Below are 15,905 nucleotides of genomic sequence, written 5' to 3'. Positions count from 1 at the left end.
CGGTATTCAGTGTTCAATTTTACTGTATTGTGAACACTGAAAAGTTTATTTATACGTTTACTACAGTTCCTATGTTTTCTCCAGCACAAATTTTCAATAGATTTCCTACTTTGTTCATGTCGAAAACTACGATTGGCAATTTGTTTTCCTGGCTCAAGGTAAATGCAGTGGTGTCCATTACATTCAATCCTTTTTTAAGCACATCATCAAAGGTGATCGTATCAAATTTAATTGCAGCGGCATTTTTCTCTGGATCACAATCATACACTCCATCCACACGAGTTCCTTTTAGGATTACATTAGCATTGATTTCTATGCCTCGTAAAACAGCAGCGGTATCCGTTGTAAAATAGGGATTTCCTGTACCTGCGCCAAAAATCACAATTCTTCTTTTTTCAAGATGACGATCTGCTCTTCTTTTGATATAAGGCTCTGCAATGGACTCCATTTTTAATGCGGTTTGCAAACGGGTTTTCATCCCTTTTTCTTCCAGTGCTCCTTGTAATGCCATTCCATTGATAACAGTGGCCAGCATTCCCATGTAATCGCCTTGCACACGATCCATTCCTGCACTAGCTCCGGCAACTCCTCTAAAAATATTTCCACCACCTATAACAATGGCAATTTCTACTCCTTTGTCATGAATTTGCTTGATTTCGTCAGCATATTCAGCCAATCTTTTTGGGTCAATTCCGTATTGCAAGTCGCCCATTAAAGCTTCGCCACTTAGTTTCAGAAGAATTCTTTTGTATTTCATGTGTGTGTTGAGTTGATTGGTGCAAATATAGAATATTCTTCTTTTCTAATATAATGTTGCTTAAATTTTATAAAGTAAGTTTTTCGTGTGATTTTTTTGCGGCTTCATAGCCAATGTTGAAAACGGCATTCATTTTTACTTTGCTAGTTTCAAAGGTGCTGTATAAACACAAATCTTTGGGCTCTATAACCCAATCACAAATATTAAATTTATGCCTATTTGAATTTGCCGAAAGAATATCAAAAGCTCGAGTAGTAACTGCCTTGATAGAATTGAGATCTTTGGCTTCAATTTTTTGAATTGGACTCACATAAACCCCTATTACCGTTTCACATTGTCCTTGTAAAATATCAGTAGGAAAATGATTTAGGATGCCACCATCACTGTAAATATTGCCCTCTATTTCATATGGGGATAAAATTCCAGGAAAGGCTGATGAGGCTAAAATTGCATCAACAATTTTTGTGCTTGGACTAAATATTTTTAGTTTCCCCCGAATCATATCCGTAGCCGTTATTTGAATAGGGATTTTTAAATCGCCTAAAACGGCATCCTTGAAAATACTGTGAAAATAACTTCGAAAGGATTCAGAATCAATTAATCCTGCTTTTTTGAACGTTAAATGCTTCCAATGAAAAAGATAAATGGATTTGAAAAATTCTAAAATTTCTTCCGGACTTTGTCCCCAAGCATATAATGCACCAACAATGGATCCCGCACTCGTGCCTGCTATTTGCGAAGGCTTAATATTTTGTTCTTCTAAAAATTTTATAACTCCAGCGTGTGCTAAGCCTTTAGAGCCTCCACCGGAAAGTACCAATCCTATCGATTTTGTTTTTAAATCCATTGTAACTATTTGTTATAAAATTACTCTTTTTGACCAATTGAATGTGATATATGTCATGATTAAAATTCAAATTTATGGTAACTTTGTTAAAAACAAAATATTCATTATGAAAATTCCAATAGCTAAAGCATTGTTTAATAGTCATTCCTATTTAGAATATAGAAAATTAATTGCCGATTTATTGCTTGAAAAAAAATCAACCGGAAACGAACAATCAGAGGATTTAACCCATTATAGTGAGTTGAATGAAACCCGAATGAACCGTTTAGACAAAACGATTAAAATAACAGACGAAACTACCTCTAAACTAAAGGCGCTAAACGGAGAATACATTTGGTTGATAATTTCTGAAGGTTGGTGCGGTGATGCTGCACAATTGCTTCCTATCATGAATAAGATGGCAGTGGAATCTGGTAAAATAGAATTGAGAATTGTGCTGCGAGATGAAAACGAAGAGTTAATGAATTTGTTTTTAACTAATAATAAAAAAGCAATTCCCATAGTAATATTTTTAGATAAAGAAACAGGAAGTGCTTTAGGGAAGTGGGGTCCAAGACCGCAAGCTGCAGTAGAATTGGTAGCGGATTATAAAAAAGAATTTGGAGTTATTGATGAAACATTAAAAACCAATTTGCAACTTTGGTACTTGCATGATAAAGGCATTACTACTCAAAAAGAGTTGGTGGGCGCAATGCTAGAATTAGATGCATATAAGGAACGCTAAATTTATTTCCGAAGCTTACAACTAACACTATTTTATTTGAAGGAAGAATTAATACGATCCTTCAAACTCAAATCCATTAGACATTTTCTCGAATTTAAATTTTTATACAGCGAAAAATTTCGTAAATTGCTCTTTGCCAACCAAGTCTATTATTTGATTTACTTTTTTATGGATGTTTAACTATTGTATAACAATTAAAAAAACATCATTATGAAAAATTTATTGGAAAGAGTTTATGATTATTTATCGTACTTGCTATTTGGAGGTAAAGACGTAGCTAATTATTAACAAAAGACAGTAGCCGGTTAAACGAAAAAAGTATGGTTTAAAACTACTGTAATTTTTTAGAAAAAGCACATCGCAAGTTCAATTACAGGATTTGTCATGTGTTTTTGCTTTTTGATAAGGATTTTACTTTAAAAAGTGATTAGAGAAAGACCTAAACTAATGCTTCCATTCTCTTTTAGATTGCCAAAAGGAATCTTAAATTGATTTAGTTCAATAAATATAAGGAGGTCATCTGCAGTTTGTACACCCAAGTTTATTTTTTTATAACCTCCTGTTAAAGCGCCGCGACCCAGAGCAATTGCTTTTCCTGAACCCAATTGTAGCGCAAGTCTGGTATTGTCCCCTATTTTTGGACTTAATTTCACATTAATAAAAACAGGAACTATAACTAGTTTGTCGTACCATTTCCAATCTATTCCGGAGTGAATGCCTAAAGCAATCCACTGATTGTAATGCAATCCAAACCCTATTTTACTGCTCAGACCATCAGGAAGGAACCACGACTTATTTGTATTGCCATTGGGGTTTATTTCTTCGCGATCTGGGTTTCCTTTTAGAGGTACGGCTACGTCAAATTGTAGGTAAGTGCGATTATCATTTTGCGAATAAGCAAAACAGGTGATCAGGAAAACGTAAAGAATAGAAATTCTCAAATTATTAGGTGCTTTCCGTTAGACTAGCTTCAAATTGAACAACATCTACACCGTTGTTTACATCGTAGTCACCAATTTTAGTTCGGCGTAAAGCAGTTAAGTGAGAGCCGGAATGCATTGCTTTACCAAAATCATAAGCCAAAGAACGAATATAGGTTCCCTTGCTGCACACCACTCTAAAATCAATTATTGGAAGTGCTATCTTGGTAATTTCAAATTCGTGAATGGTTGTTTTTCTACTGGCAATTTCAATGATTTCTCCTGCCCGAGCATGCTCATACAAGCGAACTCCATCTTTTTTTATAGCAGAATAAATCGGCGGTTTTTGGTCTATTTCGCCTAAAAATTGTTTGACAGTTTCATGAATTAAAGCTTCATCAATATGTACTGTTGGGAAAGTTTGGTCGATTTCCGTTTCTAAATCATAGGAAGGCGTAGTTGCGCCAATATAAAATGTTCCGGTGTATTCTTTGGCTTGACCCTGAAGTTCAGTAATTCTTTTGGTAAATTTTCCGGTGCAAACTAATAATAATCCAGTAGCCAAAGGATCTAAAGTTCCGGCATGGCCAATCTTAAATTTCTTTGGAAGTCCCAGTTTATTAATTAGGGCATATTTCAATTTATTTACCGCCTGAAAGGAACTCCAATGTAATGGTTTATCAATGAGTAAAATTTGTCCGTTTTGGTAGTCTTCGGCTGTTTTCAAAGGGGATTATTTAAAATATGAAAAGTAAATCAACAAAAATATTCCTACTATTATGCGGTACCAACCCCAAGGTTTAAAACCGTATTTTTTGATGATTTCAATAAAGAATTTAATCGCTATAATGGCAACTATAAAAGCAACAACATTTCCTAATAAGAACAATTGTATGTTTTCATTTGATTTTAAAATCAATTCGTACCCTTTCATCTGTGAGGTTTCGTACGTTTTCAAGAATACGGAATAACAGGTCACGGCCATCATGGTAGGGACCGCTAAAAAGAAAGAGAATTCTGCGGCTACATGACGCGTTAATCCTTGTTGCATTCCTCCAATAATGGAAGCAGCAGAACGACTTGTTCCTGGCATCATTGCCAAGCATTGCCAAAAACCAATAATTACTGCTTTCTTTACAGTAATGTCTTCTTCTTTGACAACTGTTGGGTTTTGAAACCGACTGTCGATAAAAAGTAAAATAATCCCACCCAGTATCAATACAATCGCAATAGGAATTGGATCACCAAGGATGGCTTCAATTTTATCATCAAATAACTTTCCTAAAACCAACGCTGGAATTACAGCAAATACAAGTTTAATATAAAAGTTGAATTTGGAGAAATCGAAAAATTTTTTCCAATACAAAGCCACAACAGCCAATATGGCTCCAAACTGAATAGAAACTTGAAATAGTTTTACAAAATCATCCTCTTGAATTCCAAAATAAGAACTCATAAAAACCATGTGAGCAGTTGAAGAAACAGGAAGATATTCCGTTAATCCTTCGATAATGGCAATTAAAAAAGCCTGTATTATATTCATTTATGCTTTTTTTGGATTTTTAAGAATCGCATAAATGGTAATTCCAAAACCAATTAAAACGGTAGTTGGCGCCAATCGAATTCTTCGGAAGTTAAAGATTTCCTCACTAAATGCATTAGGATCGTCACTTCCGCCTCCCGACATTAGAATAAATCCTAAGGCAATTACTCCAATTCCAATCAGTAGAATTTTGTAATTTATTTTATCAAAAAGAAATTCGGGTTGCTGTTCGTTATTTTTCATTTATGCTGAATTTTAATACTTTTTTTTAAATCTGTAGTCTAAAATAGTTTGTCTACACTCTAAAATTAATAAAGGTCATCTGTTCTTAAATTCAAGAAACGTTGCGTTGCAAAGTAAGTACTTAACCACGTGATTAGTATCCCAATACCTAAAACCGTTAATAATACTAGTCCAATCATTGCTTTGTCTTCCAGTATACCAAGATTTGGAAAACTAGTTTCCACGTAAATTAAAACTCCTACAAGTGCTACAACAGCTAGCGCGGCTCCAATCATTCCTAATTTGATGCTGCGCATCACAAAAGGTTTTCTAATAAATGATTTTGTAGCTCCCACCATTTGCATGGTTTTAATAATAAATCGGTTAGAATGGATGGACAGGCGTAAGGAACTATTGATTAGTAAGACTGCTATAACAGCAAGAAATCCGCTGATGATTAGAATCCACATACTCACTTTTTTGATGTTGTCGTTCACTAAATTGACCAATTGTTTATCATAAACAATATCTGAAATCATCGTGTTTTGGCGCAGGCCAGCTTCTATTTTTGTAATGCTATCTTTAATAACATAATCTCCTTTTAAATGGATATCATAAGAATTCTGCAATGGGTTTTCACCTAGAAAGGTCATGAAATCTTCACCAATAATATCAGTATGTTCTTTAGCAGCAGCTTCTTTAGCGACGTATTTATATGATTTAACAAAAGGACTTGCTTTTAATTGACTACCAAAAGCTGTCACAATACTATCCTTGGCTTCATTTTTAAAAAAAACCGTCATGGCAATATTTTCTTTGAAATCGTTGGCTAATTTTTTAGAATTTATAATGAAAAGGCCTAATATTCCCAGTAAAAATAAAACTAAGAATACACTTAGTACTACTGAAAAATAAGAGGAAATTAAACGGCGTTTTTGAAAATTATCAAAGGAAGAACTCATAGTTTACTAAAATTATTGGGTAAAAATAATAAAGAATTTCTTTATTTAAAGTTAATAACGCTCAAAGTTTCAACTTTCGTACAATAAACGTAAATTTGGCACCTGAAAATAATCATTGCCAGAAAAAATGAAAGGAACTGACCTAGCCAGTTTCTCTGAAGCTTATACTATGAAATACAATCCAAACGAAATTGAAGCCAAGTGGCAAAAATATTGGTTAGAAAACCAAACATTTAAAGCCGAAAACAACTCAGAAAAACCTAAGTATTATGTGCTTGATATGTTTCCTTATCCATCTGGAGCGGGATTGCACGTTGGTCATCCGCTTGGATATATTGCTTCTGACGTGTATTCCCGTTATAAAAGACACCAAGGGTTCAATGTATTGCATCCTATGGGCTATGATAGTTTTGGATTGCCGGCAGAACAATACGCCATACAAACGGGTCAACGTCCCGAAGATACTACTTCAGTAAACATTGATGGTGGAGTTGATAAAGAAGGAAATATAATTGCTGGTTACAGAAAACAATTAGATAAAATAGGTTTCTCATTTGATTGGAGTAGAGAAGTACGAACTTCAAATCCAGATTATTACAAACATACACAATGGATTTTTATCCAATTATTTAATTCTTGGTACAATAAGAACAGTGATAAAGCGGAAGATATTGCTACTTTGATTGCCATTTTCGAAACAGAAGGAAATGCAAATGTCAACGCCGTTTGTGATGACAACATTCAACAATTTTCGTCAAATGAATGGAGCGCTTTCGCAAAAGAGACGCAGGAGAAAATTTTGTTGCAATACAGATTGACTTATTTAGCAGAGACTGAAGTAAACTGGTGCCCTGGTTTAGGAACGGTTTTAGCGAATGACGAAATCGTAAATGGCGTGTCAGAACGAGGCGGTTTTACAGTGGTACGTAAAAAAATGACCCAATGGAGCATGCGAATTTCTGCTTATGCAGAACGTTTGTTGCAAGGGTTGAATGACATAGACTGGAGCGAAAGTATTAAGGAAAGTCAGCGGAATTGGATTGGGAAGAGCGTTGGAGCGACTGTAGAATTCAACGTTCAGAATTCGGAAGCTAAAATTGCAGTTTTCACAACACGTCCCGATACCATTTTTGGAGTTACGTTCATGACGTTGGCTCCGGAACACGAATTAGTTTCACAAATTACGACTGCGGAACAAAAAGCGGAAGTGAATGCCTATATAGAAAAAACGTCAAAACGTTCCGAAAGAGAACGTATGGCCGATGTAAAAACCATTTCAGGTGCATTTACAGGAGCGTACGCTGAACATCCGTTTACGAAAGAACCAATTCCGGTTTGGATTGGCGATTATGTTCTAGCAGGTTACGGAACAGGCGCAGTTATGGCAGTACCTTGTGGTGACGAAAGAGATTATGCTTTTGCAAATTTCTTTGAAGGGCAACAAGGCATGCCTGAAATCAAAAACATTTTTGACCAAGACATTTCTGAAGTTGCTTATGGAGCTAAAGAAGGGTTTCAATTAGTGAATTCTGATTTTTTAAATGGATTAGATTACAAAAAAGGAACTCAAAAAGTAATTACAGCATTGGAAGAAATCAATCAAGGAAAGGGAAAAATCAATTACCGTTTGCGTGATGCCGTTTTCTCTCGCCAACGATATTGGGGAGAACCGTTTCCAGTGTATTACGTGAAAGGGATGCCTCAAATGATAGCAGCGCAACATTTGCCAATCATTTTGCCTGAAGTAGAAAAGTATTTACCTACTGAAGATGGTTTGCCACCTTTAGGAAATGCCGCAGTTTGGGCTTGGAATACTAAAACGAATACCGTTGTTGGTACTGATTTGGTTGACCATGAAACGATTTTTCCTTTAGAACTCAACACGATGCCAGGATGGGCGGGAAGTTCATTTTATTGGATGCGTTATATGGATGCACACAATGAAACCGAATTTGCCAGTCAAGAGGCACTGAAATATTGGGAAAGTGTCGATTTATATATTGGAGGAAACGAACATGCAACGGGTCACTTGTTGTATTCTCGTTTTTGGAATAAATTCCTTAAAGATAAAGGCTATGCACCAACCGAAGAACCCTTCAAAAAACTGATTAATCAGGGAATGATTTTGGGGACGAGTGCGTTTGTTTATAGATTAAGTTCTTTTGGTGCGTCTGGAGGTCGGGATGACTACGGGAACGATACGGTTGGAGAAGTTTCTAAGCCAATTTTCGCTTCATTCAAATGTGTGAAAGAAATAATTAAAATTATTGATAGTTTAGGGATTGATAGCTCTCAAAGTATTGATTTGACTAGAAACGGAAGCTTTTTTAATTATAATAAAATTGAAGATAGTACATTAGACTTTTTAGGCTGCGAAATAATGAAAAATTTCACTGGTAGTACAGAGTCTATCTCTGTTAGAGTCGGTTCTTTTAATCCAATTCACGTTCATTTAAAGTTAATTAACGAATCTTCAAATGAATTGGACATTGAGAAATTCAAAGCGTGGAGAGAAGATTATAAAGACGCGGAATTCATTTGCGAAGAAAACGGAAAATACATCGTTGGTCGCGAAGTCGAAAAAATGTCGAAATCGAAATACAATGTAGTTACTCCAGATGCTATTTGTGACGAATATGGAGCAGATACGTTGCGTTTGTACGAAATGTTCTTAGGGCCATTGGAGCAAGCAAAGCCATGGAATACGGCAGGGATTTCGGGAGTTTTTGGTTTCTTGAAAAAATTGTGTCGTTTGTATTTTGATGAACATACAATGATTGTTACTAATGAAGCACCAACTAAAGAAAATTTAAAATCATTACACAAAACCATCAAAAAAGTAGCCGAAGATATTGAGGGATTCTCTTTCAATACATCAGTGTCGCAGTTTATGATTTGTGTAAATGAATTGTCTGCGCAAAACTGTCATTCTTGCGCGATTTTAGAACCTTTGGCGATTGTGATTTCACCTTATGCACCGCATATTGCTGAAGAATTATGGTCGTTGTTAGGATATGAAGGTTCAATTGCGACGGTTCCTTTTCCAGTTTTTGAAGCTAAGTATTTAGTTGAGAGCGAAAAGGAATATCCCGTTTCTTTCAATGGAAAAATGCGTTTTACAATGGTTTTACCTTTGGATTTAACCAAGGAGCAAATCGAGGAAATCGTTATGAAAGACGAAAGAACCATCAAACAATTAGAAGGAAGAATACCTAATAAGGTGATTATCGTTCCGGGAAAAATTATCAATTTAGTGGGGTAAATATCCAATATTGCAATAATCATATTAATCCAAATTCTATTTTTAGAATTTGGATTTTTTGATTCTAATAAATAAAAATCTGCGTAAATCAGTTTCATCTGCGTTATCCGTGTTCCATTTCACCAATGCCAAATTGACACAATAAAAAATTGGTTCAGATTTTGCTATTTCTTTCATAACTTTAAACATTACAATTAAAAAATAAAAATATGGGAATGGGTTATTTGATTCTTGCCGGAGCCATTATGCTTTTCAGCTGGTTAGTTAGTTCAAGACTAAAAAGTAAATTTGAACATTATTCTAAGTTACAATTACAAAACGGAATGTCAGGCGCTGAAATCGCTGAAAAAATGCTTGCTGATAACGGAATTCGGGACGTAAGAGTAATCTCTACTCCGGGACGTTTGACGGATCATTACAATCCGGCAGATAAAACGGTGAACTTGAGCGAAGCGGTTTATAACCAACGCAACGCTGCTGCTGCTGCTGTTGCAGCACACGAATGTGGTCATGCCGTACAACATGCGGTAGGCTACCAATGGCTTACAATGCGTTCTAAATTGGTGCCAGTAGTCAATGTGGCGTCAACGTACATGCAGTGGATTTTGCTTGGAGGAATCTTGATGATGAAAACGTTTCCACAATTATTATTGGTAGGAATTATCATTTTTGCGGCAACCACGCTGTTTTCTATTGTTACTTTACCAGTTGAATATGATGCGAGTAATCGCGCATTAGCTTGGTTAGAGAACAAAAGAATGCTGACGCAACAAGAACAAGCAGGAGCTAAAGATTCCCTAAAATGGGCTGCCAGAACCTATGTAGTGGCTGCTTTAGGTTCTATTGCCACGCTATTGTATTACGTTTCCATTTATATGGGCGGAAGTAGAAGAGATTAATACTTTTTGAAGGAAATATATAATCCGTCTTGTGAAAACAAGGCGGATTTTTTCTGTCAAAAAACCAAAAAAACTATAATTGAATCTGTCGGTCGATTTGTTGGTCTAAGGAAATGAAAGTTTCGGTCCGGGAAACGCCTTCTATCGCTTGGATTTTCGTATTAAGCAATTGCATTAAGTGTTCGTTATCTCTACAGATAATTTTTATTAGAATCGACCAGTTTCCAGTGGTATAATGGCATTCCAATACTTCAGGGATTTTCTTTAAATCTCTTACGGCCTCCGGATTTCGTGCGGCTTTGTCTAAATAAATCCCAACAAAAGCCATTGTATTGTATCCTAAAATTTTATTGTTTACCGTAAACTTAGAGCCCGAAATCACACCAGATTGTTCCAGTTTTCTCAAACGCTGATGAATTGCGGCTCCTGAAATGCCTATTTTATTGGCAATTTGAAGAATTGGTTTTCTGGCATCTTCCATCAAATCTCTCAAAATTTCTTTATCGATGCCGTCAATTTCTACGATTAGGGAATTGATTTTCATGTGTTGTTATTTTAAACTAAAATATGAAATTTAGTTTGAATTGAAAATCAAATTTAAGTAAAAAACGATTAATGTAAAGAATAAGTTGTCTGATTTATAATTTACTCTAAAAAAAAGCCATTCGGATTGCGAATGACTTTTGTATGGTAGTAACAAGTAGTTTTTTTATTTTCCTTTATTAACTTCGACAATGTACTTTTCTAAAGCCATAGTCATCGAAGGTGTTGCTGGAGTTGGGGCAAGAATGTCTACTCTTAAACCGTGATCCAACGCTTCTTTTTGTGTCGTACTTCCAAAAACGGCAATTCGAGTATTGTTTTGTTCGAAATCTGGAAAGTTCATAAACAATGATTTTATTCCGGTTGGGCTAAAGAAAGCCAAAACGTCATAATATACATCAGCTAAATCAGATAAATCACTCATTACGGTTCTGTAAAATACAGCTGGCGTCCAGTCTACTTTTAAAGCATTTAAGGTCATAGGCGCATCAGCATTTAATTGGTCTGAAGCAGGTAATAAGAATTTTTCGTCTTTGTATTTTTTTATTAGTGGAGATAAATCGGCAAAATCTTTTGGTCCAACATAGATTTTACGTTTTCGATACACTACGTATTTTTGAAGATAAAAAGCGATAGCTTCTGATTGACAGAAATATTTTAATCCTTCAGGAACTTTAAAGCGCATTTCATCCGCTACTCTAAAAAAGTGATCAACAGCATTTTTACTAGTTAAAATAATCGCTGTGTAATGGTTAAGATCAATTTTTTGAAGTCTAATCTCCTTGGCATTAACTCCTTCTACATGAATAAAAGGTCTGAAATCAATTTTTACTTTATGCTTTTGTTGAAGTTCAAAGTAAGGTGAATTTTCCACCTTAGGCTCAGGTTGTGACACCAAAATTGTTTTCACTTTCATATATGACGTTTTCTAAGCACTCCCTTTTGTAAACCAATAATACATAAAATAATAGGGAGCTATTTCGAGAGCGCAAAGATATAAAATAAAATAAAACAACTTACCGAATATTAAATTTTGATAATTTTTTATTGAAATCAAATAAGTCAAAACATTGATTACTAGTATTATGGCAATAATAACCAGAGGAATATTTCTTGAAAAGGAGTCGTAATAAAACAAAATAATATTAAAAGGCAGTATGAATAATCCAATATAGGTTCTGTAAGTCACCTTTTGTAGGTTAAACTGCTCCATAAATTCCTCAATATTAAAGGATGTAGCTATTATTTTTTCAATCAAATATTTAGATAAGATAAAGAAAACTAAGAACGTGAATATCTGAATGTAAAGCAGCCAATCTGTTTTTGAGGCGTAACCAAAATAACTCAACAATATTTGAATAAAAAACGCAAGGGAAATGACCTGAACGAAAAACAAACCAAGGGTAAAGCCACTTTTTAAATGGGCGCTGTCTCTATATACTTTGGTATATTTATTAGAAAAAAGCAGGTTGGCAAAATCACCAAATCGATTTTCGAAAACAGATTTAGTAATGGCAACAATAGCAAATGACAGAACAAATAGAACTGTTGCCCAGTCTTTGCTGTCCGTTATTCTGGGATGAAGTATAGTTTCGATCATAACACTGCAAAATTACTAATTTTTCTATCATTCTTTTTATTATAATTTTATTAAGGTTCAAATGGCATAAAAAGTTTACTTTTGCCGTGAAATTAGTCGAAATATGAATGATTGTATTGTTATAATTCCAACCTATAACGAAATTGAAAATATTGAAAGCATTATTCGATCGGTGCTTTCGCAAAAAAAATCTTTTCATGTTCTAATAATTGATGATAATTCGCCGGATCACACTGCTGATAAGGTTGTTTTACTTCAATCAGAATTTGAGGGTAGATTGTTTTTGGAAAAAAGAAACAAAAAATCAGGTTTAGGAACCGCTTATGTTCACGGATTCAGATGGGCCTTGAATCATAAGTATGAATATGTTTTTGAAATGGATGCTGATTTTTCCCATAATCCCAATGATTTAGAAAAATTGTACAGTGCATGTCATTTTGGAGATGCCGACTTAGCCATTGGTTCTCGTTATGTGACCGGTGTAAATGTCGTAAACTGGCCATTGAGTAGGGTCTTAATGTCCTATTTTGCCTCTGTTTATGTGCGAATGATTACGGGTATGAAAATTCATGATGCTACTGCTGGGTTTGTTTGTTACAAAAGAAAAGTTCTAGAAGATATAAATTTAGATAAAATTAAATTTGTGGGGTACGCTTTTCAAATAGAAATGAAATACAGAACGTACTGTAAAAAGTTTCAGATTGTTGAGGTTCCCATAATTTTTACCGACCGGACGAAAGGACAATCCAAAATGAGTAATTCAATAATAGTTGAAGCCGTTTTTGGAGTTATTGCACTTAGATTAAAAAGATTAGTCAACTCATTATAAGAAAAAGATACGATGAACAGGGTTTTAATTAAGAATGCCAAAATAGTAAATGAAGGAGTGATTTTTGAGGGCGACGTGTTAATTGAAAATGACTTAATTGTTGAAATTTCAGAAAGTATTAGTGCCAAGTCATCCGAATGTAAAATTATTGACGCCGAAGGGAATTATTTAATTCCAGGTGCGATTGATGACCAAGTGCATTTTAGAGAGCCAGGACTAACGCATAAAGGCGATATTGAATCTGAATCTAAGGCCGCAGTAGCAGGTGGAATTACCTCTTATATCGAACAGCCTAATACGGTTCCGAATGCGGTGACCCAAGAAATATTAGAACAAAAATACGAGTTGGCTGCTCAAAAATCGTATGCGAATTATTCGTTTATGATGGGTGCAACCAATGATAATTTAGAGGAAGTTTTAAAGACAAATCCAAAGAATGTTGCCGGAATCAAAATATTCTTAGGGTCTTCAACCGGAAATATGTTGGTGGATAATGAAGCTACTTTAGAGAAAATATTTTCCAGTACACCCATGCTAATTGCGGTACACTGTGAAGATGAAACTACAATAAAAAATAATTTAGAGAAATACAAAGCAGAGTTTGGAGAGGATGTTCCCGTTACGGTGCATCATCTCATTCGAAGTGAAGAAGCGTGTTATATTTCATCATCTAAAGCCGTTGCACTTGCCAAGAAAACAGGTGCTCGTTTGCATGTATTTCATCTTTCGACGGCCAAAGAAATGGATTTGTTCTCGAACAAAATTCCATTGGAAGACAAAAAAATTACAGCTGAAGTTTGCATTCATCATTTGTGGTTTACCAATGATGATTATGCCACTAAAGGCAATTTGATTAAATGGAATCCGGCTGTAAAAACGGCCAATGATAGAAAAGTACTTTGGGAAGCCTTGTTGGATGATCGAATCGATGTGGTAGCTACAGATCATGCTCCACACACTTTAGAAGAAAAAAAACAATCTTATTTGAATGCGCCTTCTGGTGGGCCGCTAGTTCAACACGCTGTTGTAGCCATGTTTGAAGCGCATCATCAAGGAAAAATAAGTATTGAGAAAATTGTGGAAAAAATGTGCCATAATCCAGCTAAAATTTTCAAAATAGAAAAACGTGGCTTTATCAAAGAAGGCTACTATGCGGATTTGGTTATCGTTAATTCAGGTTTGCCTTGGAGTGTAAAAAAAGAAAATATTTTGGCTAAATGTGGTTGGTCTCCCTTTGAAGGATTCACGTTTAAATCCAGAATTACCCATACTTTTGTAAACGGACAATTGGTTTACAATGCTTTTAAAGTAAAAGATGTTCGCGCAGGGAAACGATTATTATTCGAGAGATAAATTTTATTAGATGAGAAAAATAACAACAGTGATAGTAATGCTGATTCTTCTGGTAAGTTGCAAGGAGGAAGTGATTCAAAAGCCGGATCAGCTTGTGGAGAAGGATGTTATGGTCAATGTTATGGTTGATTTATCTATTTTAGAAGCCATAAAATATCAAAATCCAGCTTCCTTAGATACCTTTAAAATAAATCCAAGAGACTTTATTTATAAAAAATATAAAATTGATAGTCTTCAGTTTGCAAAAAGTAATGTGTATTACGCATCGGATTATGAGGATTATAAGTTGATGTTTGAACAAATTGTACAACGGTTGGATGCCAAGAAAAAAAGCGCTGATTCGTTAGTAAATTTGGAAAAAAAGAAAAAGAATCCGATACTTTCAAAGAAGAAAAATCCAGCCTTACTTGCTAAAGATACTACGAAAGTAGACTAAGGAATTGTGTTGTTACAGCGTTGAAATCTCTTTTATATACTGATGAATGTCTATAAATTCCGTTTTCAAATGATCTTTTATCTTGTGGTTAGAATAGGTATTTTTCGAATAGGATGCTGTTGCAGTAGCTCGAGATAATTTTCTTTTTTGTTGCAAAATATTCGCAAAAAACCAATCCAATCTCCACAGCACTTGCATTAAGAAAGGAGTTGCGTGAAGTGAAGGTCTTTTGACTCTAAAAGAATCAGCAATGCTATTGAATAAGTCCTGAAAGACCATGTTCTCCGAGATAAGGGTAAAGCGTTCGTTTTTAGTTTCGCTTTGCATCAATTGATGCGCCATGCGTACCACGTCAAAAACAGCAACAAAACCAGTTGAACCCCTTGTGTAAAATTTCAATCCTTTTTTTACCTTCGTAAAAAGTTGTCCACTACCTTGCTCTCTGAAGCCAGGGCCAAGAATTACTCCAGGATTTACTATGATCACCTCTAAACCTTCTTGTTGTCCACGCCATATTTCCATTTCGGCACCATATTTAGAAATGGCATAATCACTGTGGTATTTCTCCGGATTCCATTCGGTTTCCTCAGTGATGAGTTTTTCATGGGGTAATAAATCGCCTAATGTGGCAATAGAACTCACAAAACAAAGTTTTTGGATTTGATAGTCGATACAAAAATTTACAATATTTGCCGTGCCCTCAATGTTTGTTTTTCGCAATACATCTTCGTCTTTTGGATCAAAAGAAATTAAAGCGGCGCAATGGTACACGATATCAATATCTTGAAAGGCGATTTCTAAGGAAGGAACAGCTGTAATGTCTGCTTGAATCCATTCGATTTGGTCGAATAGAAATTCCTTTTTATAAATAGAGAATAGTGATTTGGTTTTCTCTATAGAAGCATTGCTTCGATAAATAGCGCGTACTTTTTCGCCATGATCAATTAAATGAAGCAATAAATGTGCGCCTACTAAACCAGTTCCTCCTGTGACTAAAATCATGCTACG

General features: G+C 35.0%; 17 protein-coding genes. 6 read left to right on the top strand and 11 right to left on the bottom strand.

Annotation, left to right across the window (positions count from 1 at the left end; all coding sequences use genetic code 11):
* Positions 1-49 precede the first annotated feature (49 nt).
* Both pyrH and BUC11_RS05210 read right to left on the bottom strand, forming a co-directional pair.
* Positions 50-757, bottom strand: coding sequence for a UMP kinase (gene pyrH / locus BUC11_RS05215; protein ID WP_073352594.1), 708 nt, complete (start codon positions 755-757; stop codon positions 50-52).
* A 67-nt stretch (positions 758-824) separates the two neighbouring features.
* On the bottom strand, positions 825-1,604 hold the full coding sequence (locus BUC11_RS05210) for a patatin-like phospholipase family protein (protein WP_073352592.1): 780 nt from the start codon (positions 1,602-1,604) through the stop codon (positions 825-827).
* A gap of 106 nt (positions 1,605-1,710) precedes the next feature.
* Between BUC11_RS05210 and BUC11_RS05205 the strand changes: the two genes are divergently transcribed.
* Entirely contained in the window at positions 1,711-2,328 is a 618-nt protein-coding gene (locus tag BUC11_RS05205) for a thioredoxin family protein (RefSeq protein ID WP_073352645.1), read from the top strand.
* Positions 2,329-2,744: 416 nt separating this feature from the next.
* Here the strand turns inward: BUC11_RS05205 and BUC11_RS05200 are convergent, their stop codons facing one another.
* The 5 genes from BUC11_RS05200 to BUC11_RS05180 all read right to left on the bottom strand — a co-directional run bounded on the left by BUC11_RS05200 (position 2,745) and on the right by BUC11_RS05180 (position 5,975).
* Positions 2,745-3,269, bottom strand: coding sequence for a hypothetical protein (locus BUC11_RS05200; protein WP_231379712.1), 525 nt, complete (start codon positions 3,267-3,269; stop codon positions 2,745-2,747).
* 4 nt (positions 3,270-3,273) lie between these two features.
* Positions 3,274-3,975: a tRNA pseudouridine(55) synthase TruB gene (truB, locus tag BUC11_RS05195; RefSeq protein WP_073352590.1), complete on the bottom strand. Its 702-nt coding sequence runs from the start codon at positions 3,973-3,975 to the stop codon at positions 3,274-3,276.
* A 6-nt stretch (positions 3,976-3,981) separates the two neighbouring features.
* Positions 3,982-4,791 (bottom strand): undecaprenyl-diphosphate phosphatase, encoded by an 810-nt coding sequence (locus BUC11_RS05190; protein WP_073352587.1) that lies wholly within the window; start codon positions 4,789-4,791, stop codon positions 3,982-3,984.
* A complete protein-coding gene (locus BUC11_RS05185; RefSeq protein ID WP_073352586.1) occupies positions 4,792-5,034 on the bottom strand; it encodes a DUF3098 domain-containing protein in 243 nt (80 codons plus the stop codon). It lies immediately after the preceding gene.
* A gap of 65 nt (positions 5,035-5,099) precedes the next feature.
* The gene (locus tag BUC11_RS05180) at positions 5,100-5,975 is read right to left on the bottom strand and encodes a cell division protein FtsX (protein WP_073352584.1); all 876 of its coding nucleotides are present in this window, start codon (positions 5,973-5,975) and stop codon (positions 5,100-5,102) included.
* A gap of 169 nt (positions 5,976-6,144) precedes the next feature.
* Between BUC11_RS05180 and BUC11_RS05175 the strand changes: the two genes are divergently transcribed.
* Positions 6,145-9,237, top strand: a complete 3,093-nt coding sequence (locus BUC11_RS05175) for a leucine--tRNA ligase (RefSeq protein WP_073352643.1) — start codon at positions 6,145-6,147, stop codon at positions 9,235-9,237.
* Between the two features lie 209 nt (positions 9,238-9,446).
* Positions 9,447-10,136 carry a zinc metallopeptidase gene (locus BUC11_RS05170; protein ID WP_175547731.1) on the top strand — a complete coding sequence of 230 codons (690 nt, stop codon included), beginning with the start codon at positions 9,447-9,449 and terminating at the stop codon, positions 10,134-10,136.
* Between the two features lie 73 nt (positions 10,137-10,209).
* Here BUC11_RS05170 and BUC11_RS05165 read toward each other — a convergent pair whose 3' ends face one another.
* The 3 genes from BUC11_RS05165 to BUC11_RS05155 all read right to left on the bottom strand — a co-directional run bounded on the left by BUC11_RS05165 (position 10,210) and on the right by BUC11_RS05155 (position 12,279).
* Positions 10,210-10,680, bottom strand: coding sequence for an Lrp/AsnC ligand binding domain-containing protein (locus BUC11_RS05165; protein ID WP_073352582.1), 471 nt, complete (start codon positions 10,678-10,680; stop codon positions 10,210-10,212).
* A 165-nt stretch (positions 10,681-10,845) separates the two neighbouring features.
* Positions 10,846-11,595 (bottom strand): uroporphyrinogen-III synthase, encoded by a 750-nt coding sequence (locus tag BUC11_RS05160; protein WP_073352580.1) that lies wholly within the window; start codon positions 11,593-11,595, stop codon positions 10,846-10,848.
* Between the two features lie 12 nt (positions 11,596-11,607).
* Positions 11,608-12,279 carry a DUF4271 domain-containing protein gene (locus tag BUC11_RS05155; protein ID WP_073352578.1) on the bottom strand — a complete coding sequence of 224 codons (672 nt, stop codon included), beginning with the start codon at positions 12,277-12,279 and terminating at the stop codon, positions 11,608-11,610.
* Between the two features lie 103 nt (positions 12,280-12,382).
* Here BUC11_RS05155 and BUC11_RS05150 point away from each other — a divergent pair, with 103 nt between their 5' ends.
* Genes BUC11_RS05150 through BUC11_RS05140 form a run of 3 tightly spaced genes read left to right on the top strand, consistent with a single transcriptional unit; the run spans position 12,383 to position 14,897 of the window.
* Positions 12,383-13,108 carry a polyprenol monophosphomannose synthase gene (locus BUC11_RS05150; RefSeq protein ID WP_073352577.1) on the top strand — a complete coding sequence of 242 codons (726 nt, stop codon included), beginning with the start codon at positions 12,383-12,385 and terminating at the stop codon, positions 13,106-13,108.
* A gap of 12 nt (positions 13,109-13,120) precedes the next feature.
* Complete coding sequence (locus BUC11_RS05145) at positions 13,121-14,461, top strand: dihydroorotase (protein WP_073352574.1); 1,341 nt, start codon at positions 13,121-13,123, stop codon at positions 14,459-14,461.
* 10 nt (positions 14,462-14,471) lie between these two features.
* Positions 14,472-14,897 (top strand): DUF4296 domain-containing protein, encoded by a 426-nt coding sequence (locus BUC11_RS05140; protein WP_073352573.1) that lies wholly within the window; start codon positions 14,472-14,474, stop codon positions 14,895-14,897.
* A gap of 12 nt (positions 14,898-14,909) precedes the next feature.
* On the opposite strand, the gene BUC11_RS05135 is transcribed toward BUC11_RS05140, so the two are convergent.
* Positions 14,910-15,899, bottom strand: coding sequence for an NAD-dependent epimerase/dehydratase family protein (locus BUC11_RS05135; protein ID WP_073352571.1), 990 nt, complete (start codon positions 15,897-15,899; stop codon positions 14,910-14,912).
* Positions 15,900-15,905 lie beyond the last annotated feature (6 nt).

It is taken from the genome of Flavobacterium xanthum (assembly GCF_900142695.1).
Taxonomy (GTDB): domain Bacteria; phylum Bacteroidota; class Bacteroidia; order Flavobacteriales; family Flavobacteriaceae; genus Flavobacterium; species Flavobacterium xanthum.
This window is presented reverse-complemented; position numbering and strand designations above follow the sequence as displayed.